Origin of the sequence: Dielma fastidiosa (genome assembly GCF_003475485.1) — a bacterium.
Classification (GTDB): Bacteria; Bacillota_I; Bacilli_A; order Erysipelotrichales; family Erysipelotrichaceae; genus Dielma; species Dielma fastidiosa.
This window is the reverse complement of record NZ_QRQL01000001.1, coordinates 148,993-172,330: the sequence shown is the minus strand read 5'-3', so window position 1 is coordinate 172,330 and position 23,338 is coordinate 148,993. Positions and strand designations below refer to the sequence as shown.

The 23,338-nt window shown below is 40.5% G+C and carries 23 protein-coding genes and 1 other annotated feature; of the genes, 20 read left to right on the top strand and 3 right to left on the bottom strand.

Going from position 1 to position 23,338, the window contains the following annotated elements; genetic code table 11:
* Nucleotides 1-56 precede the first annotated feature (56 nt).
* Nucleotides 57-129 (top strand) — a sequence feature (ribosomal protein L21 leader region).
* A 12-nt stretch (nucleotides 130-141) separates the two neighbouring features.
* The 4 genes from rplU to obgE are packed head-to-tail and all read left to right on the top strand — an operon-like array spanning nucleotide 142 to nucleotide 2,395.
* Nucleotides 142-453: a 50S ribosomal protein L21 gene (gene rplU / locus DWZ33_RS00930; RefSeq protein ID WP_022937751.1), complete on the top strand. Its 312-nt coding sequence runs from the start codon at nucleotides 142-144 to the stop codon at nucleotides 451-453.
* 2 nt (nucleotides 454-455) lie between these two features.
* Entirely contained in the window at nucleotides 456-779 is a 324-nt protein-coding gene (locus DWZ33_RS00925; protein ID WP_182425457.1) for a ribosomal-processing cysteine protease Prp, read from the top strand.
* Nucleotides 776-1,060 (top strand): 50S ribosomal protein L27, encoded by a 285-nt coding sequence (gene rpmA, locus DWZ33_RS00920; protein ID WP_022937753.1) that lies wholly within the window; start codon nucleotides 776-778, stop codon nucleotides 1,058-1,060. Before DWZ33_RS00925 ends, rpmA begins: the two co-directional genes overlap by 4 nt.
* A 51-nt stretch (nucleotides 1,061-1,111) precedes the next feature.
* Nucleotides 1,112-2,395, top strand: coding sequence for a GTPase ObgE (gene obgE, locus DWZ33_RS00915; RefSeq protein ID WP_022937754.1), 1,284 nt, complete (start codon nucleotides 1,112-1,114; stop codon nucleotides 2,393-2,395).
* A 341-nt stretch (nucleotides 2,396-2,736) separates the two neighbouring features.
* Here obgE and DWZ33_RS00910 read toward each other — a convergent pair whose 3' ends face one another.
* Nucleotides 2,737-3,261, bottom strand: coding sequence for an AAA family ATPase (locus tag DWZ33_RS00910; RefSeq protein WP_022937755.1), 525 nt, complete (start codon nucleotides 3,259-3,261; stop codon nucleotides 2,737-2,739).
* 477 nt (nucleotides 3,262-3,738) lie between these two features.
* Here DWZ33_RS00910 and DWZ33_RS00905 point away from each other — a divergent pair, with 477 nt between their 5' ends.
* From DWZ33_RS00905 to ruvB, 9 genes are all read left to right on the top strand, one after another.
* On the top strand, nucleotides 3,739-4,935 hold the full coding sequence (locus DWZ33_RS00905; RefSeq protein ID WP_118453490.1) for an FMN-binding protein: 1,197 nt from the start codon (nucleotides 3,739-3,741) through the stop codon (nucleotides 4,933-4,935).
* 161 nt (nucleotides 4,936-5,096) lie between these two features.
* Nucleotides 5,097-6,860, top strand: a complete 1,764-nt coding sequence (locus tag DWZ33_RS00900; RefSeq protein WP_118453489.1) for a hypothetical protein — start codon at nucleotides 5,097-5,099, stop codon at nucleotides 6,858-6,860.
* A gap of 19 nt (nucleotides 6,861-6,879) precedes the next feature.
* On the top strand, nucleotides 6,880-8,220 hold the full coding sequence (locus DWZ33_RS00895; protein WP_118453488.1) for a hypothetical protein: 1,341 nt from the start codon (nucleotides 6,880-6,882) through the stop codon (nucleotides 8,218-8,220).
* 8 nt (nucleotides 8,221-8,228) lie between these two features.
* Nucleotides 8,229-9,956 (top strand): hypothetical protein, encoded by a 1,728-nt coding sequence (locus DWZ33_RS00890; RefSeq protein ID WP_118453487.1) that lies wholly within the window; start codon nucleotides 8,229-8,231, stop codon nucleotides 9,954-9,956.
* 12 nt (nucleotides 9,957-9,968) lie between these two features.
* Nucleotides 9,969-11,708 (top strand): hypothetical protein, encoded by a 1,740-nt coding sequence (locus DWZ33_RS00885; protein WP_147352862.1) that lies wholly within the window; start codon nucleotides 9,969-9,971, stop codon nucleotides 11,706-11,708.
* Nucleotides 11,709-11,831: 123 nt separating this feature from the next.
* Nucleotides 11,832-12,584: an exodeoxyribonuclease III gene (locus DWZ33_RS00880; RefSeq protein WP_118453485.1), complete on the top strand. Its 753-nt coding sequence runs from the start codon at nucleotides 11,832-11,834 to the stop codon at nucleotides 12,582-12,584.
* On the top strand, nucleotides 12,581-13,216 hold the full coding sequence (locus DWZ33_RS00875) for an HAD family hydrolase (RefSeq protein WP_118453484.1): 636 nt from the start codon (nucleotides 12,581-12,583) through the stop codon (nucleotides 13,214-13,216). Before DWZ33_RS00880 ends, DWZ33_RS00875 begins: the two co-directional genes overlap by 4 nt.
* A gap of 84 nt (nucleotides 13,217-13,300) precedes the next feature.
* The gene (ruvA, locus tag DWZ33_RS00870) at nucleotides 13,301-13,885 is read left to right on the top strand and encodes a Holliday junction branch migration protein RuvA (protein ID WP_022937763.1); all 585 of its coding nucleotides are present in this window, start codon (nucleotides 13,301-13,303) and stop codon (nucleotides 13,883-13,885) included.
* Between the two features lie 7 nt (nucleotides 13,886-13,892).
* Nucleotides 13,893-14,906, top strand: a complete 1,014-nt coding sequence (ruvB, locus tag DWZ33_RS00865) for a Holliday junction branch migration DNA helicase RuvB (RefSeq protein ID WP_022937764.1) — start codon at nucleotides 13,893-13,895, stop codon at nucleotides 14,904-14,906.
* A gap of 15 nt (nucleotides 14,907-14,921) precedes the next feature.
* Here ruvB and DWZ33_RS00860 read toward each other — a convergent pair whose 3' ends face one another.
* Nucleotides 14,922-15,272: a DUF3792 family protein gene (locus DWZ33_RS00860; RefSeq protein WP_118453483.1), complete on the bottom strand. Its 351-nt coding sequence runs from the start codon at nucleotides 15,270-15,272 to the stop codon at nucleotides 14,922-14,924.
* 57 nt (nucleotides 15,273-15,329) lie between these two features.
* On the opposite strand from DWZ33_RS00860, the gene DWZ33_RS00855 reads away from it, so the two are divergent.
* Entirely contained in the window at nucleotides 15,330-15,986 is a 657-nt protein-coding gene (locus DWZ33_RS00855) for a DUF421 domain-containing protein (RefSeq protein WP_022937766.1), read from the top strand.
* Here the strand turns inward: DWZ33_RS00855 and DWZ33_RS00850 are convergent.
* On the bottom strand, nucleotides 15,949-17,250 hold the full coding sequence (locus DWZ33_RS00850) for an oligosaccharide flippase family protein (RefSeq protein WP_118453482.1): 1,302 nt from the start codon (nucleotides 17,248-17,250) through the stop codon (nucleotides 15,949-15,951). The two genes, DWZ33_RS00855 and DWZ33_RS00850, sit on opposite strands and share 38 nt — an antisense overlap.
* 64 nt (nucleotides 17,251-17,314) lie before the next feature.
* Between DWZ33_RS00850 and DWZ33_RS00845 the strand changes: the two genes are divergently transcribed.
* From DWZ33_RS00845 to DWZ33_RS00820, 6 genes are all read left to right on the top strand, one after another.
* Complete coding sequence (locus DWZ33_RS00845; RefSeq protein ID WP_022937768.1) at nucleotides 17,315-17,614, top strand: post-transcriptional regulator; 300 nt, start codon at nucleotides 17,315-17,317, stop codon at nucleotides 17,612-17,614.
* Between the two features lie 40 nt (nucleotides 17,615-17,654).
* Nucleotides 17,655-19,214, top strand: coding sequence for a single-stranded-DNA-specific exonuclease RecJ (locus DWZ33_RS00840; protein WP_182425455.1), 1,560 nt, complete (start codon nucleotides 17,655-17,657; stop codon nucleotides 19,212-19,214).
* 54 nt (nucleotides 19,215-19,268) lie between these two features.
* Nucleotides 19,269-19,784 carry an adenine phosphoribosyltransferase gene (locus tag DWZ33_RS00835; protein WP_029473419.1) on the top strand — a complete coding sequence of 172 codons (516 nt, stop codon included), beginning with the start codon at nucleotides 19,269-19,271 and terminating at the stop codon, nucleotides 19,782-19,784.
* A gap of 46 nt (nucleotides 19,785-19,830) precedes the next feature.
* Nucleotides 19,831-22,032: a RelA/SpoT family protein gene (locus DWZ33_RS00830; RefSeq protein ID WP_118453480.1), complete on the top strand. Its 2,202-nt coding sequence runs from the start codon at nucleotides 19,831-19,833 to the stop codon at nucleotides 22,030-22,032.
* 176 nt (nucleotides 22,033-22,208) lie between these two features.
* Entirely contained in the window at nucleotides 22,209-22,748 is a 540-nt protein-coding gene (locus DWZ33_RS00825) for a chromate transporter (protein ID WP_118453479.1), read from the top strand.
* Nucleotides 22,748-23,296: a chromate transporter gene (locus tag DWZ33_RS00820; RefSeq protein WP_022937773.1), complete on the top strand. Its 549-nt coding sequence runs from the start codon at nucleotides 22,748-22,750 to the stop codon at nucleotides 23,294-23,296. Before DWZ33_RS00825 ends, DWZ33_RS00820 begins: the two co-directional genes overlap by 1 nt.
* Nucleotides 23,297-23,338: the final 42 nt, after the last annotated feature.

Sequence of the window (23,338 nt, the reverse complement as noted above, 5' to 3'; positions counted from 1 at the left end):
GGAAAATAATTGACGGATTTACCTTTATATGGTAACATAACTACGTTGTATGTCCTTTTGGCTTACAACCGCATGATACAGGGTTACAAGTACGCAAGTCTCCTGTTATTGGCGAGTCTTATGAAAGAAGGAGGTGCGATTATGTACGCAATTATCGAAACAGGTGGAAAACAAGTTCTTTGTGAAGTTGGTTCAACAATCTTTGTTGAAAAATTAGATGTTCAGGAAGGCGAGCAGGTTGTCTTTGACAAAGTTGTTTGCTATTCAAACAGAACAACTAAAGTTGGTGCTCCTTATGTTAAGGGTGCTAAAGTTACTGCTAAAGTTGAAAAACAAGGCAAGGCTAAGAAAATCACGATTTACAAATACAAATGTAAAGATGGAAGCTCACACCGTAAACAAGGTCACAGACAACCTTATACTAAATTAACAATCGAAGCAATCGAGGCTTAATTGTGGTTACGGTTACAGTGAATACAGTGCAGGATGAGATAGCGGCCGTAGAGATAAGCGGACATGCTGATTATGCTGAACATGGGCAGGATTTGGTCTGTGCCGGTGTCAGTTCAATCGGTGTAGGTATTCTGAACGCATTGGAGGAACTGGCTGAAGGTGAATGCTCACTGCAAATGGACAGTGGCTTCATCAGTATACACGTATTAAATCGTCATAATGAGATGGTACAGCTGATTTTAAAGGTCATGCTGATTCAGTTTCAGACTATGACGGAAACTTATAAAAAATACATTCAAATACAGCAAATGGAGGTGGCATCATGAAATTTGTATTAGATATCCAATTATTCGCATCTAAAAAGGGAGTAGGTTCTACTAAGAACGGCCGTGACTCTCAATCAAAACGTTTAGGCGCTAAGTTGGCTGATGGTCAATTCTGCACTGGCGGTTCTATTATTTATCGTCAACGCGGAACCAAGATTCACCCGGGAACTAATGTTGGTCGCGGTGGTGATGATACATTGTTCGCAAAATGCGACGGTATCGTTAAGTTCGAACGTCTTGGTAAAGACAAAAAGAAAGTTTCTGTTTACCCACAAGCATAAAAAGTCCCCGAAAGGGGATTTTATTTTTGAAGCAAGAAAAGAGGTGCGAACATGTTTGTTGATCGCGTAAAGTTAAAAGTAAAAGCTGGCAAGGGCGGCGATGGTATCGTTGCGTTTCGCCGTGAAAAGTATGTACCGCTGGGCGGACCAAGCGGCGGGGACGGCGGCAAGGGCGGCAGTGTTATCTTTCAGGTAGATACCGGAAAGTCGACATTGCTGGATCTTCGTTATAACCGCAAGATCGTCGCTGAGGACGGCGGCAAGGGCAAGCCAAAGAAAATGCATGGCGCTGACGGTAAGGATACCATTATCAAGGTACCGCCGGGAACGTTGGTAAAACGTGAAAATGGCAGTATTCTCGCCGATTTGACCCGGCCGAATCAGCAGGCGGTCATTGCTGCCGGCGGTAAAGGCGGCCGTGGTAATTTCCATTTCAAATCAAGTGTTAATTCAGCACCTGAATATAGTGAAATGGGTACCTTTGGTGATGAATATGATATTCAGGTAGAATTAAAGGTATTGGCAGATGTCGGCTTAGTCGGTTTCCCATCCGTTGGTAAATCAACGCTGCTTTCCGTTGTTTCAAAAGCCAAGCCGGAAATCGCTGATTATCATTTTACGACCATCACGCCCAATCTCGGTTTAGTTCAGGTTGCTGACGGCCGCAGCTTTGTTATGGCAGATTTACCGGGCTTGATTGAAGGAGCCAGTGAAGGCAAGGGGCTTGGTATTCAGTTCTTAAGACATATTGAACGCTGCCGGGTAATTATTCATATCATTGATATGGGGGCCAATGACGGCCGTGATCCTGTTGAGGATTACCGCATCATTAACAATGAATTGGCTTCCTATGAATATCGTCTGATGGAAAGACCGCAGATCGTGGTTGCTAACAAGATGGATTTAGACGCCGCTGCGGATAATCTGCGCCGGTTTAAAGAAGCCTATCCGGATGTTGAGGTATTTGAAACCACAACGATTATTGCGGAAGGCTTGGACCCAGTATTGTATCGGGCTGCTGATTTACTTGCCGTGACTCCGGAATTTCCAATGCACAGCGAGGTTGAAGATCAAGAGAGCGAAGGGGTGCTTTATAAATTTGAAGAACCTGAAAAACCGTTTGAGATTCGTAATCTCGGCAATGGCAAATGGCAGATTGCCGGCGAAGAAATTGAACGTGCATTTAATGCGACACGTTTTAATTCTGAAGAAGCCGATCAGCGTTTTGCTCGCAAGATGCGTGTACTCAATGTCGATCAGGCACTGCGTGATGCTGGCTGTCAGGACGGCGATATTGTAGTTATCTGCGATACAGAATTTAATTTTATCGATTAAGGGTGAGCAATCATCCTTTTTTATTGCCTGAAAGCGAAAGAAACACTTAAAAGGCTATGTAAGTTTTTGCGGGGCGTCCCGCAAACCTGCATGAAATCAGGGGATGCGCGCGGACAAATGGGGCCTTGCGGAGACCAAACCTTGGGGGCCTGCATGCTTATCCCGAACCCAAGGAAATGAGCTTCTATCGTTCCGCATGACCGCCTCGGCGTGAGACTGGCCCCGTCTCATGCCGGGGCTATTTTCATGCGCGGCGGGAATTCCAATCCCACGATTGAAAACAACTAGATAGCATAGTGCGCCAAATGATGTGTGCTTAAATCAGCCTGACAAACTGGAATTTAGAGTCTTATTTGCTCAATAATATGTTTTGTGTTTTCTCCTATGGACTTTGTTCCATCCACTCGTATAATAGGACAGTTTAAAGATTGCAGCCATTCTTCAACAACATTTTCATCTCTAAATTGAACAAGATTAAAGAAGTTGTTTTCCTGCTCATATAAATCTCCACCCGGCAGCATTCTATTACCAAATTTCTGAAAAGAACGGTTTTTAACGCGTTGTAACCGAACATCTTTCGGAACATCAATCAAAACGGCATACTGTAAATAGGGATAGAACCATTCTCCGTAATCCCCTTTTACTGAAGCAAGAACAAAATTTTCATATATTTTAATTTCATCGAAAAGGAGCTTTGTAGCTTCTTCGCGGGTGCGTGGATAAGCATAAATATAATGATGATCCGCCATAGGAAAATACAGGCTTTCGTTATCAATAAAATGAAAATTTAATTTCTCTGCTAAGACTTTTCCCAACGTACTCTTTCCAGTCCCGTTTAGACCACATACAATTATTCCTGTTCCCACAAATTTCTCTCCATTAAATTCCGATTTGCTGAATACGCCTTATAAGCCAAAGGTGTATTTGTTTACATTCTAAAGCTACACCTCATAAAAGTCAAATTTAGAGCGGCATAGTTAAAAACTGTTACTTGTTTCTACAAGCCTTTATAACGCTTTAGTAAATATGGGCGGCATTTGGGCTGCAAATCGTCCAATATATAAACTATACATTTGGCTAAAACCCAGTAACCATGCGCTTTCCAGCTTATTGGGAAGCCTTAACCTGCTGGAAAAATATCTATTTTTTATTACTATCATGGAGTGTAAGATATAAATTATAATGTACAAATTAGCTGTAACAAGATTGTAAATAAATTTCATTTCAAATAGTGAAATATCATAATATATAATTATTAATAGTAAATAAATATTAATTATCATTAAAAGTTGTTGATTTAAATACCTTTATGTGAAATAATTAATTTGACGGAGGGAAAGTCAATGAAAAACAAATTAATCAGTATTCTATCAGTATCAGCCTTAGTGCTAGGACTAAGCGCTTGTTCGACAGAAAACAAAGATCCTAAACCAGAGATTGAGGTCAAGGAGCCGGCTGTGGAAACATTTGCGGCAGAGTATGAAATGAAGGGTACGACATCCAGCGGCAAGCCTAAAAATGATACGTTCATTTTTGAAGGTAAAACTGAAGATGGCATCATCACAGAATTGAATTTTGATATTATCCGCAACAAAGGCAGCGAAGGTGAGTATTCGAAAAAAGATATTATGGGATATTTAATGAATATCTCTGATGCGGCTGTAGAAAAGACAGCAGACGGCTATAAGCTGACAACTTTAACCGCTTATGGTTATGATCCTGCTTATGGTGAAGGTGCGCTTGCGCAGTTCATGGTTTCAGCTTCATGCGATAATCTGACTGACACAACAACATTTAAGGAACTGAATTTCAGGGATGACGCCTTGTCTTCACCGGATAATGCAGTATCTGTAGCGATGGATAAAGCGTTGTTAGCCTATGGCTATCTTGCAAAGGATGGCGGCATCGAACTGAATGAAGAGACATTGGTGAAAGATATTCTCAGCATGCATGGTTTATATGCTGATGGTTCTTATCAGGAAGGATCTAAACGTATCTCATTTGCCGGCTATCATGGCGGCAGAAGCTATGGCGAACAGATGGCAGCCATTGAAGCTTATATTTTAGAAAACAAGATGACATTAGAAGATGTCTACGAAATGTTTAAAACAACAAATCAGGCCAGTGAGCCGATTGAAGAAAGAGACACCATTTCCGGAGCGACAATTACCTTTGTCGGTGATTTCCAGAGAATGGTTTATCTCGCAATTCATGGTGAATTATTTGAAGGTGTGGTAACTCATACAACGACTGACGGTAATACTAAGGTTGAGGTTGTTACCCAAGGCTACGGCGGTGAAATGGAAACCCATATCACTTTTGATGCGGAAGGTAAAATTACCGCAATCAATGTCAGAGATGCTCAGGAAACCGAAAATGTCGGCGGTGTATTAACGGCTGAAAATTCTGATTTCATCAATGCTTTAATCGCTGGTCAAGACGATTTAAGCAAGGTAGATGCAGTGTCAGGCGCTACGGTTACTTCCAATGCAATGATTAAAGCTGTCGAATTGGCTGTAGAATATTATAAAGGTTTATAGAAACAGGAACTCTCCGCACACGCGGGGAGTTTTTATTATCAAGGAATTTTTCTTGTAAATAATGGGTAGAAATCGTATATTATAATTAAAGAGAGGATTATTGGGCTTGACGATAATATTTAAAACAATCTATGTATGTACATGGAGAAAGGGGCATTTTTATGAAAAAACTGTTTCTCGTTTTATGCCTAATCTTATCAGGCTGTACAAAATACGAAGACCCATCTATCAGTGAAAGTCACAAGCTGCCGGAAGAAACCGCAACAAACAGTGAAATTGAAAATAATAATGAAACCATTATCGCACCATCAGCGGATAGTGAGAAAATAGATTATAAAGCAATGCTGGATGCGTTAATTCATGATGAACGCGATCAAAGAGCGGCTGATTTATTTGATGAAATGGTCTCAAGCCGTTATGATAATGCGGTATTCACGGCTGTTTTTACTGACCAGCAGACACAGGTGCAAAGCTTTGATATAAATCAAATCACCCGATTTTTCAGTCTTTTGAAAAATGGTGAAATCATTGCCCTTAACGAATCACAAACGGTAAAGGATAATGACTTAAAAATTGATCTTATCGCATCTAATGCGATGAATCAGCATATTCATTGTCAGTATATTTTTAATGAAACTGACCCATTGCTGATATTAATGGATAATACGGATGAATATCAGATCCATTTAAAATCGGCATTGGATGAGCCGATGTATAATTATTTTCAATTTCTGAAATTAGGAATCGATGTAGATGCTGGTGATGCTGATAATTATGAAAAACAATTTATTAATGAAACCGATATAACAGCAGAATATGATAGAACAGCATATTTATTTAAAGAGGAGCTAAGCTTATCCGAGGGGTTAATCAGAAAATCACACAGTGATACTTATGATCAAAACCCAAATGATCTTAATCGGATTTTAGCGATGTTATTCTATACTGGAGAAATGTCGTCAGCGCCTTCTTTTGATGAGGGAATATTTCGATATATTATCCTGAATCATGAATCAGAACGCATCATCGGCGGTGATGTGGAAGCTCTTTCTGAAATAACTTTTATGCGTGATGGCGTCAAAGAAACAATCAGTTTAGATCGGCCGATTGCCGGGTACAGTATTCTGATGAATGGTGAAGTTTTCCGATCCGCATATCGTCAATTATTCAATCAGGAGTTCAATTGGGATGAATCAAAGTCATATCACAGCGGTGCTTTGGGCCGTGACGGTTATGGCTACTTTGCAGATCATGATCTCTATTATTATGCGTGCTATTGCTTGGGTGCTGTAGGCGGATATGCTGGCTGGAATCTGCTGATTGAAGATGTGTTGGAAAATGATTCTACAGTTAATATCAAGCTGCTTGATTTTTATACAAACTATGATTGGATTAGCAATGATAATTATGCCAAGCTTTATGATAAAGATTGGCAGCCGGTAAGCACTGCGGAGTTAGGGTGGGCAGAAGGCTTACCGCTCAGAAATTTTCTTTTGGATCATCGTGACCGTTTTTTACAATGGGAGGTAAAATTGCTGCATCGAGAGGATGGCAGCTATGCTTTTCTATCAGCGTCGTGCCTCAATCAAAATGAACCTTATATGATGAATGAATCAATGATTGAAATTGTAAAGAAACCAATGGGTCGTATATCGTCAAGTGATTTATATTTGATGCCGCAGTTTACAATATCGGGATTGGATGCTTATTTGATTAATCAAGAAATTGCCGACAGCAGTTCTTCAGTCCGCGGCTTCATAGTCGAAAACGATGATAAACAAGTAACCGTAAAGGGCATCGACCGCTATTTATTACCATTCAAGGATCAGTATCTATATTTTGTGAAGGCTTCTTATACTTACGATAAAACGACTCAGGCATTTATTAATGCAGAGAAGATTTTAGCTTGGAAGCAATACTACTAAATCGAAAAGGGGGATTGTCATGTGGAAACTGCTGCTTTTGCTTGCGCTGTTTATTGGCGGCTGTTCAGGATCAATTAATTCAAATCAAAGAAAAATTGAAAATCATGACTTAAACATGAAAATTGCCAGCCGCTGGATTCAAAAGAATTCTGATATCGATGGATATTCGGATTTTAACTTAGTAAGGGCAACAATTCATTCACCGATTCTGATGCCTGAAGATAATGCTTATTATTTCAGCGATGTGGATTGTTACCGTGATTTTATAGGTTTTTATTGGCGTGATGAACCAAGCAATTTTGACCTGGCCATATATAGTTTTTTCTATACCGGTGAATTTACCAATCAGCCTGAGGAAAATACGTTTAAGTTCATATTTAAGACTACACCATATAATATAACTATGGATAATTCCTATAACATGATTACTGATATCAGTTATCTAGAAAATGGCGAAGAAAAAAATTTTCAATCCGATATTGAAATTGGCGCTGACAGCCGTTTGATAAAGGGAGATGTATTTCGCAATCGCTACTTTGAATTGTTTAATTGTGACGCTCCCTTTGATGAATCACAGAGCTGGTCACTGACAGATTTAGGTACAACCTATGGTTATATTCATGGCGCGGATATGTACTTTTACAGTCACATTGCGGCAGGGTTCGTAATGCCGGGATATTCCGGCTACAATCTTTTAATTGATGAAATGAATGAGACCGGTAATGAAATTGAAGTATCGGCCCTGCTGTTTTACAGCGAAACAGAATTAAATGAGAAAAATGATTGGGATTCGGGAACACATACCATTATTTACAAGGCGGATGGCTCAAGACTCACGCATGCCGATACGCAAAACTGTAATGAAGAATCGCTGAAGGAATGTGTCCTTGCGAATAAGGAAGCTTTTAAACAGGTAACATTGCATATCCTGCATCGTGAGGATGATACGTATGCTTTGCTGTCAGCCAAGATTTTTAATGAAGTTCTTGAAAGAGTAGAGCTGAATGATCCATCTCAGCCCATTATTATGGTTTATCGTGATGCACAAGATTCATGTTTAATCCCGAGTTATAAACAGGCTGTTCCACAGTTCAATCTAAGCGGCAGTGCCGCTTACAATGTGAATAATTATATCAAGAATACATCAGAATATATTGGCTATGAAATAGAAATAAATGATCAACAAGCGATTCTGCGCTGTTATGCGGAAAATGATTATAATACCCCAAGTAACAAGGCGCTGATAGTGAAGCATGAATATATCTATGATCTAACAACAAAACAGCTCCATGATCAACAGGGGTTTGTATATGACATAAAAACGTTTAAGGAATATCTTGAATATAGTAAAGTGCGTTAGGGGGAAGTATGAAAACATTAAAAATGATCCTATGTTTATCCTTATTATTGATTGGCTGCGCTAAAGAGAAAAGTCAGCCGGTCATGAAATATGGCAGCTCACTGACCGAATTGATTGAAAATGATACGGATCAAAGGACCGCAGAGCTTTATCAGCAGCTTGCAAATAAAGAATATGTCTCAACTGCTTTCAGTTATTTTAACAGCGGCATGATGAACAGTGTTGAATTTGATAATGCCGATAAGCTAACCGAACTCTTTGATTTGATTGAATCGGCAATCGTTGATTTGAATTATTATGGCCCCGGCAGAACCATTCAAGAACTGGATGCAACCAATTCCTTCTTTATCATCAGTGCAGTTGATGCGATGGGTGAAACCTCTCAATTTACCCTTTATGCCATTGTACCTCATGTGCTGAGAATTAAAGATAATTCTAAAGATTATCTGATTGATTTAGGCGCAGATTTTAACTTATACTCTTTTTTTGATTTTGTTTATGTAGATACCCAACCGAAGTCAAATGAATTAATGGGTGAATGGATCTGGGCAAATGCCGATACACCAAATATCTACGACAGTGGAAAGGCATTTAAAATTGATGATTGGCAAGCAAATAATTTTTATCTACAGGAAAAAGATTTTAACTATGACAATGATTTAGATTCTTTTGATAAGGCAATGAATGCAATTATCAATTTAGGCAGTGTGCCAATCCCGCCAGAACCCTCTTTTGAGCTGTTTATTTATATCATGAAAAACTATCCGAACATACACGCAATATATCCCGATTTGACGGTTACCAGTGATGAAATTCATTATCTTGATGGTGATGAGGAAAAAATCATTCACTTAGCCGAACCGATTCCTGCAAACTCTACAATCATGAGCGGCGAGCAATTCAGGGCTGCTTATCGTGAATTGTTTGACCGTGAATCAAGCTTTGATGAATCTACTTCATGGTATTATTCACCCCAATGGTTTGTAAGCGGACAATATATTAAGCATGAGGATCTATATGTGTACTATGTTTATGCTGACGGTGCAGTATCTAATGATTATACAGGCTGGATCATGAGGATCAACGATCAGCAGGAAAGCCAGGATATTGTTACAATCAAAGCATCAGTGGCTTATACTGAGATAAAAGGCAATGTTCAAGGCAAAAGTGACTGCTTTCTCTATCGGCAGGATTACTCTTTAATTGATGCTTCAACGATTGATTTATCCCTCAATAAGCTTGATGAGCTTCTAAATGTTTTTAGAGATGATTTATTACTGCTTGAAATTAAATTAAAAGCTCATGCTGATGGAACCTACTCGATTATGTCCATAGAAACATTGAATGAGCGGGATGTAATGCAGGTTATTGATTCCAGTAAGCCAATCATCAATGTCTATAAAGTCTCAGATAATGATTGGACACCAATTCCACAATTCAATTTAAGCGGTACGCTTGCCAGAGAGGTTAATGAACAATTATATTATCACAGCAATTATCAAAAGGATAAATATAAATTAAAAGCTTATGAAGACGATCAACAGGCATATATTGCTGAATATGATAAAACTAAGATAAACGATGAGCCAATCGGCGGCTATCGTTATGATAAAATTACACAAGAGCTTACCGATTTTAATGGTACAGCCATCACTTTTGGTTATCTTGACCAATTCGGTATTACAGAAGATTATCGTTTATATCATGATTTTAATATCGATAACTGCCGTCGATAAGGGGGAATTGACATGAGGAAAATAATGCTGTGTTTACTGCTTATTCTATGCGGCTGTCAGCACCAGAATGAGAAAATTGATGATCCGCAGGATACGAAAGATATTTCTAATGATGAAAACATTCAGCTTAATGCAACATCAAGTGACAGTGATATTGAGAATCAGAACGATGAAAAATCAGAGATATCGTTAGAGGATTGTATAAAAAATGATTTTGACCAACAAACCTTGGATTTATTTAATGATATCCGAAGATATGAGTATGATGAACTCACCTTTGAATTATCAATAGGTAATCGAAAAAAAGCTGAAACCATTGCTGATCCTGAAAAAATCAATGATTTCTTTAAACTGTTTGATATCGCTGAACCCATAAGTTTTAATCAATACTTTCCGGATTATTATAATCAAGATAAAAAGATTCATGCCGATGTAAAATTGCTTACTCAGGATAACGAAGAAATTAATTGCCGGCTCGCGATTGGTTTAGGCTATCCAAGTTTTATCATGCGTGATGCTTCCAATACTGAGTATTTCATATCTTTTTCCAATGAATTTCAAAAAACATTTGAAAATTATTTTGATTTTATTAATCTGGGCGTGAGTTTAAAAGGACCAGGAGAAGTGGGTGCTTATGAAAATCAATTTGCCGAGGCATCAGCTAATACGCCTTATCTAATCAATCAAGATGAAGTTTATCCTCAATTAAACATCGGCGGTGATCTGATTATAGATAATACATTTACCTTTGATGAAACTGATCCGCTGCGAAAAGCTTTATCTTCAGTTTTTATAACAGGAAGTTTTAATGGTACTTTTCATGATATTGGCAAGGCTTATCAGTTTATCATGCTTAATTATCCAACAATACCAATTACCAGCAATTGTTATGAAAAATATGGTGAGACGATAGTGATGGATTTGGGTTATCTGTTGTCTGATCAAACACGAATTATGCCGGGTGATGAATTCCGTGCGCATCTAAAGGAAGTAACCGCACAGACATTTACTGAAGCTGAAATGAGGTTAGCAGGCTATATTGAAAAATATGATTGTTATGAAATACCTCATGATAATGTATTTAGTTATGAAAACTGGCAGATTCTTGTCACTCAGCAAAGCGTTGAAAATGATTTTATATTTGTTGACGCCATAGCTTTCTATACTGAACCAATCATGCTGAACGATCAGCCGCGCATCCTGATTTATGATCAGAATTGGAAACCATTAAAACGTTCAGAATTCAATTATTATGAAGGAATATCGTATGGGGAAGCATTGCTTGCTAATCAAGATCGATTTACGCATTGGACATTTAAAATAAAACAAAAGGAAGATGGTGAACTTATTATGGTGGAGGCGGCTCATGACGCAGTGAACACCAAAAGCGGTTTACTAGATCCTGCTTTGCCCATAGTAAATGTTTACCAAAGTAATGGCTTATATGAAGGGAAATACACATATCCTTCTAACTACCAACAAGCGATGCCGCAATTTAATCTAAGCGGTTATTCAGCCTATTTAATCAATCATCAAATTCAGATGATGCGTGGAACAATTAACGGTTATATCATTGATGAAGATGAGGCAAAAATCGAAGTAAAAGCGATTCGGCGTGATTTAAAGGGCTATGACAACGGCAGTGAATTTGTCTATTATCCCGCAGCGGTATTCATTTATGATAAAGCCAACGGACAGCTGACAAGTGACTTGGATTTGGAGGCTATGAGGAACGTTGAGGTTTTACAATAATGTTTGCAGTTAATCTTATGCAGCGCTCAAAATGTTAATGATAAACCTATAACTCAAAGAGCATTTAGTACCTATTTCACTGCACTTTATAGTATAATAAAATCATTACTTGGAGGTTTTGTTATGAAATTAGTCAGTTGGAATGTCAATGGGCTTCGCGCCTGTGTAACGAAGGGTTTTTACGATGTGATGAAAGCGTTAGATGCTGATATTTTTTCCATTCAGGAATCTAAAATGCAGGAGGGCCAGCATGACTTTGCGGCAGATGGTTATCACATTTATATGAATAGTGCTGAAAAGAAAGGGTATTCGGGAACGATTGTTTTCACTAAGCAGGAGCCGCTTTCTGTAAGCTATGGAATTGGTATTGAAGAACACGATCATGAGGGCAGGGTAATTACCTGTGAATATGAAAAATTCTATCTGGTGGACTGTTACACGCCAAACTCAAAGGAAAAGCTTGCCCGTCTTGATTACCGCATGGTTTGGGAAGATGCCTTCCGCGCTTATTTAAAACAGCTGGAAAGTAAGAAACCAGTTATTTTATGTGGGGATCTTAATGTTGCTCATCAGGAAATCGATTTGAAGAATCCATCAAGCAATCGTCAGAATGCTGGTTTCTCTGATCAGGAAAGAGATAAATTCAGCGAATTGCTGGCGGCTGGATTTATTGATACATATCGCTATCTTTATCCGGACAAGGTTGAATATTCTTGGTGGAGTTATCGCTTCAACGCGCGTAAGAATAATGCCGGATGGCGAATTGATTATTTTGTGATTTCAGATTGCTTAAAGGATGCGGTTAAGGATGCGAAAATTCATACGGATATTGTCGGCAGTGATCATTGTCCCGTTGAATTGGAAATCGATCTATGAGTTTTCTGCATATTTTTGATATGGATGGCACCTTGCTTGATTCTATGCATTTGTGGCGTGATATAGATCATCGTTATTTGGCGATGCATCACATTACTTATACAGATGAACAGCTGGATGTGATTAAGAACATGACCAACCGTGAATGTGCCGATTATTTTATCAAGACCTTTCATATCGATAAAGCCCCGGAAGTGATGATGGCTGAATGGGCGGCGATGGCAAAGGCCAGTTATGAGCATGAACTGCAGCTTAAGCCATTTGCGGCTGATTATTTAAAGCTCATACATCAGCGGCAGGATCGAATGATTGTGGCAACTTCCTGTGATGTCCAATTTGCGTCAGCCGCTTTAAAAAGACTGCATGTGCTGCATTATTTTGAACGCATCATAACTACTCATGAGCTTGGTATCGGTAAAGATAAATCGGCTTTTTTTACTCAATGCGCTAAGCTGATGAACACTGAGCCAAATATGTGCATTGTCTATGATGATTTGAATACAGCCATCTGCAGTGCGGCCGCCGCTGGTATGCAGACGATAGGTGTTTATGATGCCAGTTCTCATGATGACCAGCATTTATTGAAGGAAAATGCGGCAAGGCTGATAAAAAGCTTCAAAGAATTACTATAAGGCGTGGAATGCGCCTTTTCATATTGGGACAAAGATAGACTGTAAAGGCACCTAGTTTCATGATATAATAAGGCAGGTGATAGCATGATAGCATTTGTAAAAGGAATCGTATTCAGAACCTTAAAAGACTATGTAATTTTAGATAACAACGGCATCGGGTATCAGATTTTCACACCCAATCCGCAAAGCTTTCAGTATGGCAGTGAGGTAACCTTATTTACTTATCAGCATGTTCGTGAGGATGCAATCCTGTTGTTTGGTTTTGCTAAATGGGAGGAATATGAGCTGTTTCTCAGATTGATTGAGGTAAAGGGTTTAGGCCCTAAAACCGCGGTTAACATTCTCAGCGTCAGCTCAGCGGCCCGATTGGTTGAAGCCATTGAACAAAATGATGTGGCTTATCTTAAATCGATGCCAGGCATCGGCGCTAAAACAGCCCAGCAGATCGTATTGGATCTGAAGAATAAATTAGTTGTCGTAGAAAGCGAACTGGGCGGTAAAAAAGAAGTGCTCAGCGACAGCCTGCAGGATGCGAATGACGCTTTGTTGGCATTGGGATATAAACAAAGTGAAATCAATAAGGTATTAAAACAGGTGTCAGCCATGGAATATGCAGGCAGTGATGAGGCAATCCGTTTATCACTGAATCTGCTGGCAAACAGAAAGTGAGAGACTTATGGAAGAAAGATTAGTATCAGCTGAAGAAAGCAGTTTTGATGAAGATGCGTCACTGCGGCCTAAAACGTTGGATGAATATATCGGCCAAAAGGATCTGAAACAGAATCTGACGATATTTATTCAGGCGGCGCTGCAGCGGAATGAAGCGTTGGATCATGTTCTGCTTTATGGTCCGCCGGGGTTAGGCAAGACGACGCTTTCTTATATTTTGGCAAATGAAATGGGAACCCAGATTCGTACAGCCAGCGGTCCTTCTATTGAAAAGGGCGGTGATCTGGCGGCGATTCTGTCAACGCTTCAGCCAGGTGATGTTTTATTTATTGACGAGATTCACCGGCTGCCAAAAGCAGTAGAGGAAATTCTCTATCCGGCGATGGAGGATTTCTGCATCGATATCGTCGTCGGCAAGGAATCAACGGTGCGTACAATTCGATTGAATCTGCCGCCTTTTACCTTAGTCGGCGCGACAACACGTGCCGGTGATCTGACAGCCCCTTTGCGTGACCGCTTTGGGATCGTATCCCAGCTGCAATTTTATGATTTGGAGGATCTGTCACAGATCGTTCGCCGAACAAGCCGGGTGATGGGCAATGCTATTGATGAACAAGCTGTATTAGAAATAGCCCGCCGCAGCCGCGGTACACCGCGTATTGCTAATCGGCTGTTCCGCCGTGTCCGTGATTTTGCACAGGTGATGAATAATGGCATCATCGATCAAAAGATTGCCGCTATGGCTTTGGACCGGTTAAAGGTTGATCATCTTGGCCTAGATCATGTCGATCATCAATATCTTAGAGGCATTATTGAACGCTTCAGCGGCGGCCCGGTAGGACTTGAGGCAATCGCTGCTTCTATCGGTGAAGAAGCCATGACGCTTGAGGATGTCTATGAACCGTATTTGCTGCAGATCGGTTTTATTAACCGCACACCGCGCGGCCGTGTTGCGACACCTAAGGCTTATGAGCATCTTGGTATTTCCTATCAAAAAGATCTTTTTGGTTTTGATGACTAAAAAGATCTTTTTTCTTTATCGGTTACTGATAATCATTCCCAAAATACAGCCGATACACAGACAGCAGCACTTTAATATTACGCCAAGAATCGGAAAGAACGCTTTCTCACTGATCAGCAATAATATGATGAGCAGAACCGCCGCTGCCGACAATGCATAGAGGAAAGGCTTGCGGTTAATTTTGATACCGATTATTGATCCGGCACCAAGATAGCATAAACAACCAAGAATCAGTGATGTAAGCTTCATGCTTTTTGGTGAAAAAAGGCCAAAATGGAATAAGAGTGCAAAAATCAGCGATAATAAAAATGTAGATCCAAGCAGGATGCCAAATGAAATTGAAATAGTTATTGCTTTTTGTTTCATGATTCACCTCATTGTAGGATATGAAAAGAAAAATCAATTTATGCTGGGAGGACGTTTATGAGCGAATATTTCACCTTAATCTGGAAGTGTTTCTTCTTTTATTTTGTTATTATTTTTGCCCTGCGCTTAATGGGCAAGCGTGAAGTCGGCGAATTAAGTGTTTTTGATATCGTTATCTATTTAGTTATGTCAGAATTACTGGCATTATCCATCACTGAAGCTGATGATTCCATTTTTAAAGCACTGGTGCCTTTGTTTACCTTGGCCTTTCTGCAGATTCTTTTATCGCAGATACTATTGCGCTTTCAAAAAGTCCGCGACTTTGTCGATGGCAAACCGGTAATTCTGATTGATCATGGCGTAATTAATCAAAAAGCCATGCGCAAGGAGCGTTACAGTATCGATGATTTAATGACCCAATTGCGGGATAAGAATATCGGCACCCCGGAAGAAGTTGCTTTTGCGATTCTTGAAAACAGCGGTTCACTTTCTGTACTGCCCGCCAACTGCAATCATATGAAATATCCTTTTCCTTTGATTCAGGATGGCGTTATGCATCATGAGGTCATGGATACCTTAGGTGTTAATGAAGCCGAGTTATTAAAGCTCTGTAAGGCAAATGGGATTGATAAGATCGAAGATTGCTTTATCTGTCTCTATCAGAAAAATGGTTATTTTATGCTGAAGAAGGCTCCTTCCACAAGTAAAAACTAACTCTGATTGCATGCATGAAAGTAGTAATCAGCATGGAGGCAGTCAATGCCAGCGGCAGCGCTGCTTCATTTAATACAGGTGTTAAAAAGGTAATGATTAAGAGGCGAATGACAGACCCGCTCAGGGTATCAATCATCGCCTTTTTACTTTGTCCAAACGCGTGCAGCATGCTGGATAAAACCGGCTGCAAAGCATAGAAGGCAAATGGCCATGCCAATGATTTTAAATAGGCGGAGCCCAATGTATTATGATAAAACAGATTAAGGCATTGATCGGTAAAAAAGAAGGAAATGGCCGAGCAGCTGAAACCGATCAGCAAACAGATCCAGAAAATAACATTGAAGATTTTCATACCGCGCTTGCGGTTGCCATGGCTTGTCTCATACGTAAAAGAGGGCAGCAACGTGTTGGCCAAGGTGACAGTAATGAATGAGGGCATCGTTAAGATTGGCAGCACATAGCCGTTTAACTGTCCATAAGTGGCAATGATTGACGATGCATTGCTGACACTGAGCACCATCAGCATCGGTTCAAGAAAAAAGGTCAGTGAGCCGATTAATCTTGAGGAAGTCATTGGAATCGATACCCGCAGTATCTCATCAAAGCTGGCCCTATTCAGCTTTAAGATCAATTCGTTAACCGGAAAAGCAGCCGTCCTTTTAATCATGCAGAAGATAAACATATAGAGTGAAGAACCGCATTCACCGACAAATACGCTGAGCATTGCAATTTCGGCCATTCTTACCGGCGTCATAACCGGCGCGTTGGTAAAACTGATCAATAGATAAATAATGCGGAAGATTTCCTCAAACATTTGGGAAGCACAGGCGCTGACATGTTCCTGCTTGCCCTGCAGATACCCTTTAAGCAAGCCGGACAGCGTCACCATCGGAATCATTGGCAGCATCGCTTTCATGACTGGAATTATTTGAGCATCCTTTAAGATGATCTGCGCTAAAAAAGGGATCAGCAGCATAAATAATGTGATAACAATAATATTATTCACAAGTGAAAGGATGATGCTGGTCAGCAAAGCAGATGTTGAGGATTTACTCTGCGCGATCACTTTTGATAAAGCGGCCGGAATTCCCATTTGAGCAATGGTAATAATGAAAACCAGCGTTGGTGATGCCAGGGAATAGATATTCATCGCATCCGCACTCAGCGTCCGGGCCAGATAAATTCTTACAAAAAAGGACAGTACCTTAGCAATCACTGAAAAGATGATTAAAAGAATTGTTGATTGAATTATTTTATTTTTCAAAATTACCACTCCACATTTATGAGTATATGCTATATAATAGACAAGTATGATTGGAGGGGCTTGAATGGAGAAGTTTGATCTTCAGCAAAATTCACAGATTGATTTAGCAATCGCGATTAAAACAAATCAGCTGCGCCGTGAATATCTCGAGTCGCTTACCGCCAAGCAAGTCAGAGATACTTTATTCGGCTTTATATGGTCTCTTCATACGCCTAAGACTTTAAGTGAAGCTGTTGATGACATCTTAAAATTAAATGTCAATGAGGTTGTTGCCTTCCTGTCAAATCAGGCAGTCGTACTGGGAGCGCAGATGAGTTTGGATGAATTCAGTGATTTATTCGAAAGTTCAGGCATTCAGAAATGAATGTTTTTTCTTTTGTGTTAGAATAGAATCAGAGGTATTTATGAAAATAAACAATGAATTAGTAAAGATCGTATTAGATACATATGATCTTGATGAAGAAAAACTGAATGAAATATTTAATGAGCCTGTCTTATCAAATCCATATGAAGCAAAGGGTATCCTAGAATGCGGCCGGATTTTGAAAAAGGTAAAAGATGAAAAAGAAAAGATTCTGGTCTGCGGTGATTATGATGCGGATGGCATCTGTGCGACAGCGATACTGGTAATGGCTTTGAAAAAGGCGGGCATTGAATGCGGCTATTATATACCTGATCGCTTAACTGAAGGCTATGGGCTGAATGTCAACACGGTGAACAATGCGTTAGCAAAGGGCTATAAGTATTTTATTACCGTAGATAACGGGGTAAAGGCCGTTGAGGCGATGCAGGCAATCAGGGCAGCCAATGCAACCTTGATTCTCACTGATCATCACAATTATGATGAAAGTGAAATTCTTTGTGACTGCTTAGTGCATCCTTTTAAGATGGATTCGAAGTTTCAAACGCTCAGCGGTGCTGGTGTCGCCTGTCTGATTGCTCGAATGCTGATGAAAGAGAGCCGGGAGGCGGTCATTCTTGCCTGTGTGGCGGCGATTGCTGACTGCATGCCGGTCTGGGGTGAAACCCGCTCACTGATTCGGCTTGGTTTAAAATATTTGAATCAGGGCTGTTATCCGGCCGTCAATCGATTGAAAAACAATCAGTTTGAACGCTGTGATGAAACGACGATCGGTTTTCAAATTGCTCCTAAATTAAACGTAACCGGCCGTTTGGCTGACCGCGCGAAGGCGAATAATACAGTGCGTTATCTGTTAAGCAATGATGAACGGCTGATTGACAGCGGGGTTGTTCAGATTAATGAATTGAATGAGATCCGCAAACAGATTACGATGGAAATGGTCAGCATTTCTGAACGCCAGCTGAGTGAAGCCTTCTTTCAGATCGTTCATGATGATACATTCCATGAAGGGGTTGTAGGTTTAGTCGCCGGCCGGCTGGCAAATCAGCTAAACAAGCCTTTTATGGTTTTAGCGCATAAGGATGGATTATATAAAGGCAGTATCCGCAGTGTTGAAGGTCTTGATCTGACCACCTTCTTTGACGGCTGCTTAGATTTATTGGAGGCTTATGGCGGACATGCGATGGCGGCGGGCATCAGCTTTAAAGAAGAAGCCTATGAAGAAGTATGTCATTATATTGAAGAAAACAGTCATGATTTTGTATATGAAAAGCCGGTTTTGAACACAATTAAGGTAGATGAAACCATGCTGACATTGGAAAATATTGATGCATTGAATTGTTTAAGACCTTTTGGCACTGGCTTTGAAGCACCGATTTTTGAAGTAAAGGTACAGATTAAAGAAGTGAAAACCATGGGCGGCAACGCGCATCTTAAGATTATCAGTCAGTTAAATAATGAGTATATTTTATTTAATGAAGGCGCGGGCGCTGAGCAGTATCGTCAGTGTACAGAAGTTGGTTTTATGGGAAATGTTTCAATCAACAGCTTCAGAGGCAGGCGCACAGTGTCAATGAATGTCATGGAATCTGTATTTTATTGATGCAAAGCCGCTTAAGTTTTGATATAATGTAGAATATTGAAGGAGGCAGTTTTTATGGATTTAAAAAATTATATTGCAACCATTCCTGATTTTCCGCAGGCAGGAATTTTATTTAGAGATATTACACCTTTAATGGCGGATGGTGAAGCTTTTGCCTATGCGTGCAATGAACTGATTGAATTTGCCCGTCAGGTAGGCGCAGAAGTAGTCGTAGGACCTGAGTCCAGAGGCTTTATCTTTGGCTGTCCGGTATCTTCTGAATTGAAAATCGGCTTTGTGCCGGTACGCAAGCCAGGAAAACTGCCAAGAGAGACGGTTTCTTTAAAATATGATTTAGAATATGGCAGCAATGAACTGCATATGCATGCTGATTCAATTAAAAAGGGACAGAAGGTATTGATCATTGATGACCTTCTGGCTACTGGCGGTACTGTTGATGCGACGATCAAGCTTGTGGAAGCAATGGGCGGGGAAGTTGTAGGCTGTGCTTTCCTGATTGAATTAACTGGTTTAAAGGGTCGTGAAGCATTAAAAGGTTATAATGTTAAATCGTTAATGAGTTACGAGTAAAAGGGGCTTCCCCTTTTTTTCAAAATAGAAATGTGAGGTGACAGGGATGGAAAATAAAAAAGCGACGTTTGACGATATTATGAATGAAGTTAAAAAATATATGGTCAAACCGGAAAATATCGATTTAATTACGAGAGCTTATGAATTTGCCAATAAGATGCATGAAGGTCAGTTTAGAAAAAGCGGGGAGCCGTATGTCATTCATGTAATTCAGGTTGGCTACATCCTTGCCACCCTGCGCTGCGGTCCGCAGACCATAGCGGCTGGGTTGCTTCATGACGTGATTGAAGACTGTGAGACCAGTGATGAAGAAGTCAAAGCGATGTTTGGAGAAGATGTATTAAATCTTGTCGAAAGTGTTACTAAGATCGGTAATATTGAATTCCGTGATGAAAAGGAATATCAAGCCGCCAATCATCGTAAGATTTTCATCGCGATGGCGAAGGATGTCAGAGTTATTTTAATCAAGCTCGTTGACCGGCTGCATAATATGCGTACGCTTCAGTACATGACAGAGGAGAAGCAGCAGCGGATTGCCGCCGAAACGCTTGAGGTATATGCACCGATCGCGCACCGCTTAGGTATCAGTGAAATCAAAAATGAGCTTGAAGATTTAAGCTTCATGTATCTGAATAAGGAAAAATATTATGAGATTGCTCATTTGGTTCAGGTTCGCAAGGCTGAACGTGATGAACAGGTCAAGCTGATGATCAATGATATATCGGCGCTGCTTGATGAGCATCATATCCAATACCGTATCTTTGGCCGCAGTAAGCATCTTTACAGTATTTATAAAAAGATGACCAATAAGCATAAACGGTTTGAAGAAATCCTCGATCTGCTGGCGATTCGCATCATTACCGATAATGAAACGAGCTGTTACGAAATTCTCGGTTATATTCATGCGACCTACCGGCCGATTCCAGGCAGGTTTAAGGATTATATCGCCATGCCGAAGATGAATATGTATCAGTCGCTGCATACGACCATCGTCGCTGATGAGGGCCATATCTTTGAGGTTCAAATCCGAACGGAAGAAATGGATGCTATTGCTGAAAAGGGTATTGCTGCGCATTGGCGCTATAAAGAGTCGCTGAACGGCGGCAAGGAAGTTCCGCAGAAGGAAATTGAAGAACAGCTGGCATGGCTGAAGGAATTCTCTGTAATGACAGGGGAGGGTGTCAGTGAAGATGCCATGGAATATATGAATCTTCTGCAAAAGGATATTTTTGAAGCGAATGTCTATGTGATGTCGCCGAAGGGCAGAGTTATCGCACTGCCTAATGGCTCAACGCCGATTGACTTTGCTTATCGTATTCATACCGAAATCGGCCATAAAACAATCGGTGCCAGTGTTAACGGCGGCATTGTACCGTTGAACTATGTTTTGAAAACCGGTGATGTCGTATCGATCCGTACCAGCAACCAGTCTGCCGGACCAAGCGAGGACTGGCTGAAAATCGTTAAGTCTACGCATGCCCGCAATAAGATCCGTCAGTTCTTCATCAAACAGGAAAATGACCGCAAGCAGGCGGACGTTGATAAAGGCCGCGAGATGCTGAGCGATGAGCTTGTTAAGCGTAATCTTGACCCGGCACTTTACATGGATAAAAAACATTTGGAAGCCTTGGTAAGCAACCTCACCTACGCTTCACCGAATGACATGTATTATGCAATAGCTACGAAGTCACTGTCTGCTTCAACGTGTGTTGAACGGATGCTGACACATAAAACCTCGACGATGGGTAACGATGATCTCGTTAAAATGTTTAACCGTCAGGAAACTAAACGCCGCAATCCATTAAATAAGACAGGCGTTAAGGTAGCCGGTATTGATTCAATCTTAGTATCGCTGGCTGCCTGCTGCAACCCAGTGCCTGGTGATGCCATTGTCGGTTATATTTCAAAGGGGCAGGGTGTGAAGGTACACCGTGCTGACTGTCCGAATATTGCCAACGAAACAAGGCTCATCGATGTTGAATGGGAAGATGTGATTGACAATAAGGAATATGAAGCTAAGCTTGTTGTTCATTCCACCGACCGCAATTATCTGCTGAGTGATATTGTGACGGTGGTATCCCAATGCAAAGCGGGTCTGCTGCACGTTGATTCAAAGGTAGATGATGATAAAGTGACTGCCACTACTAAAATGAGTGTTGTAGTCAAGGATAAGGAACATCTGCGCAATCTGATCGCCAATCTGCGGAAAATCAACAGTGTGCGTACCGTTGAACGAGTGATTCAATAATTAAAGCTTTCTAAGGCAGTACTGAAAAAGTGCTGTCTTTTTCTTTGTATAAATGATTAAAAAGCCGCTATGCTAATTAAAAACCGATAATTCTAAAATATTTACATATATTATTGATATTGTACGTACATTTTAGTATAATACGGGTAAATAAGAAGCTGAAAGGATAAAAACATATGAAAGAATATCTAGATTTATTTCTTATCTTTGCACGGATCGGCGCGGTAACCTTTGGGGGCGGTTATGCGATGCTGCCTATTCTGCAGAAGGAAATCGTACAAAGCAGGGGATGGGCAAGCGATGAGGAGATTATGGATTATTATGCGATCAGTCAGTGTACACCTGGCATTATCGCGGTTAATACCGCTATCTTTATCGGTTATAAATGCAAAAAAGAATTCGGCGCGATTGCCGCCGCCTTAGGCATGGTGTTTCCATCAATTGTGATTATTTTAATCATCGCGATGTTTTTAAGCAATATTATGGCTTATCCAATGGTGCAGATGGCTTTCTCAGGTGTGCGGATCGCGGTGGGTGTATTGGTTGTTCATGCGACGGTAACGCTGTATAAAAAGGGCGTTGTTGATCTTGCTACCTTCATTATTTTCGCTTTAGTCTTCCTTGTTTTAATGTTCACCTCGATTTCACCAATACCGGTTGTTGTCACCTCAGCAATCCTGGGTATTTTGCTGCATGGCAGAAAGGATAAACAATAATGACACTTATCACTTTATTTCTTGAATTCTTTAAGATTGGTCTGTTTTCTGTCGGCGGCGGTTTAGCAACACTGCCATTCCTCTATGATTTAGCGGATCGTTATGATTGGTTTACCCGCGTGCAGCTCATTGATATGATTGCTATCTCTGAAAGCACACCCGGTCCAATCGGTGTAAATATGGCCACCTTTGCCGGTTATAATACAGCGGGTATCATCGGCGGCATCACTGCCACAATGGGCATCGTTGTGCCGGCGCTCTTAGTGATCATCACGATTGCCAAGGTTTTGGATAAGTTTAAAGACAATAAGTATGTACAATCCGCATTCTACGGCATCCGGCCGGCTGTTGCGGCTTTGATTCTGGCATCTGCATGGAACGTTATCCAGTCTACACTCTTTCATGCGGGATCTGATCTTTTGGCGTTTTTTAATTGGCCGGCACTGGCTTGCTTTGCCATCTTATATATCCTGCTTGTAAAATACAAAAAGCATCCAGTTATTTATATTGCCCTAGCTGCAATAGCGGGTATCTTCATCCCATTTTAAATTAAAAAGATTCATCACGTATAAAATGATGAATCTTTTATT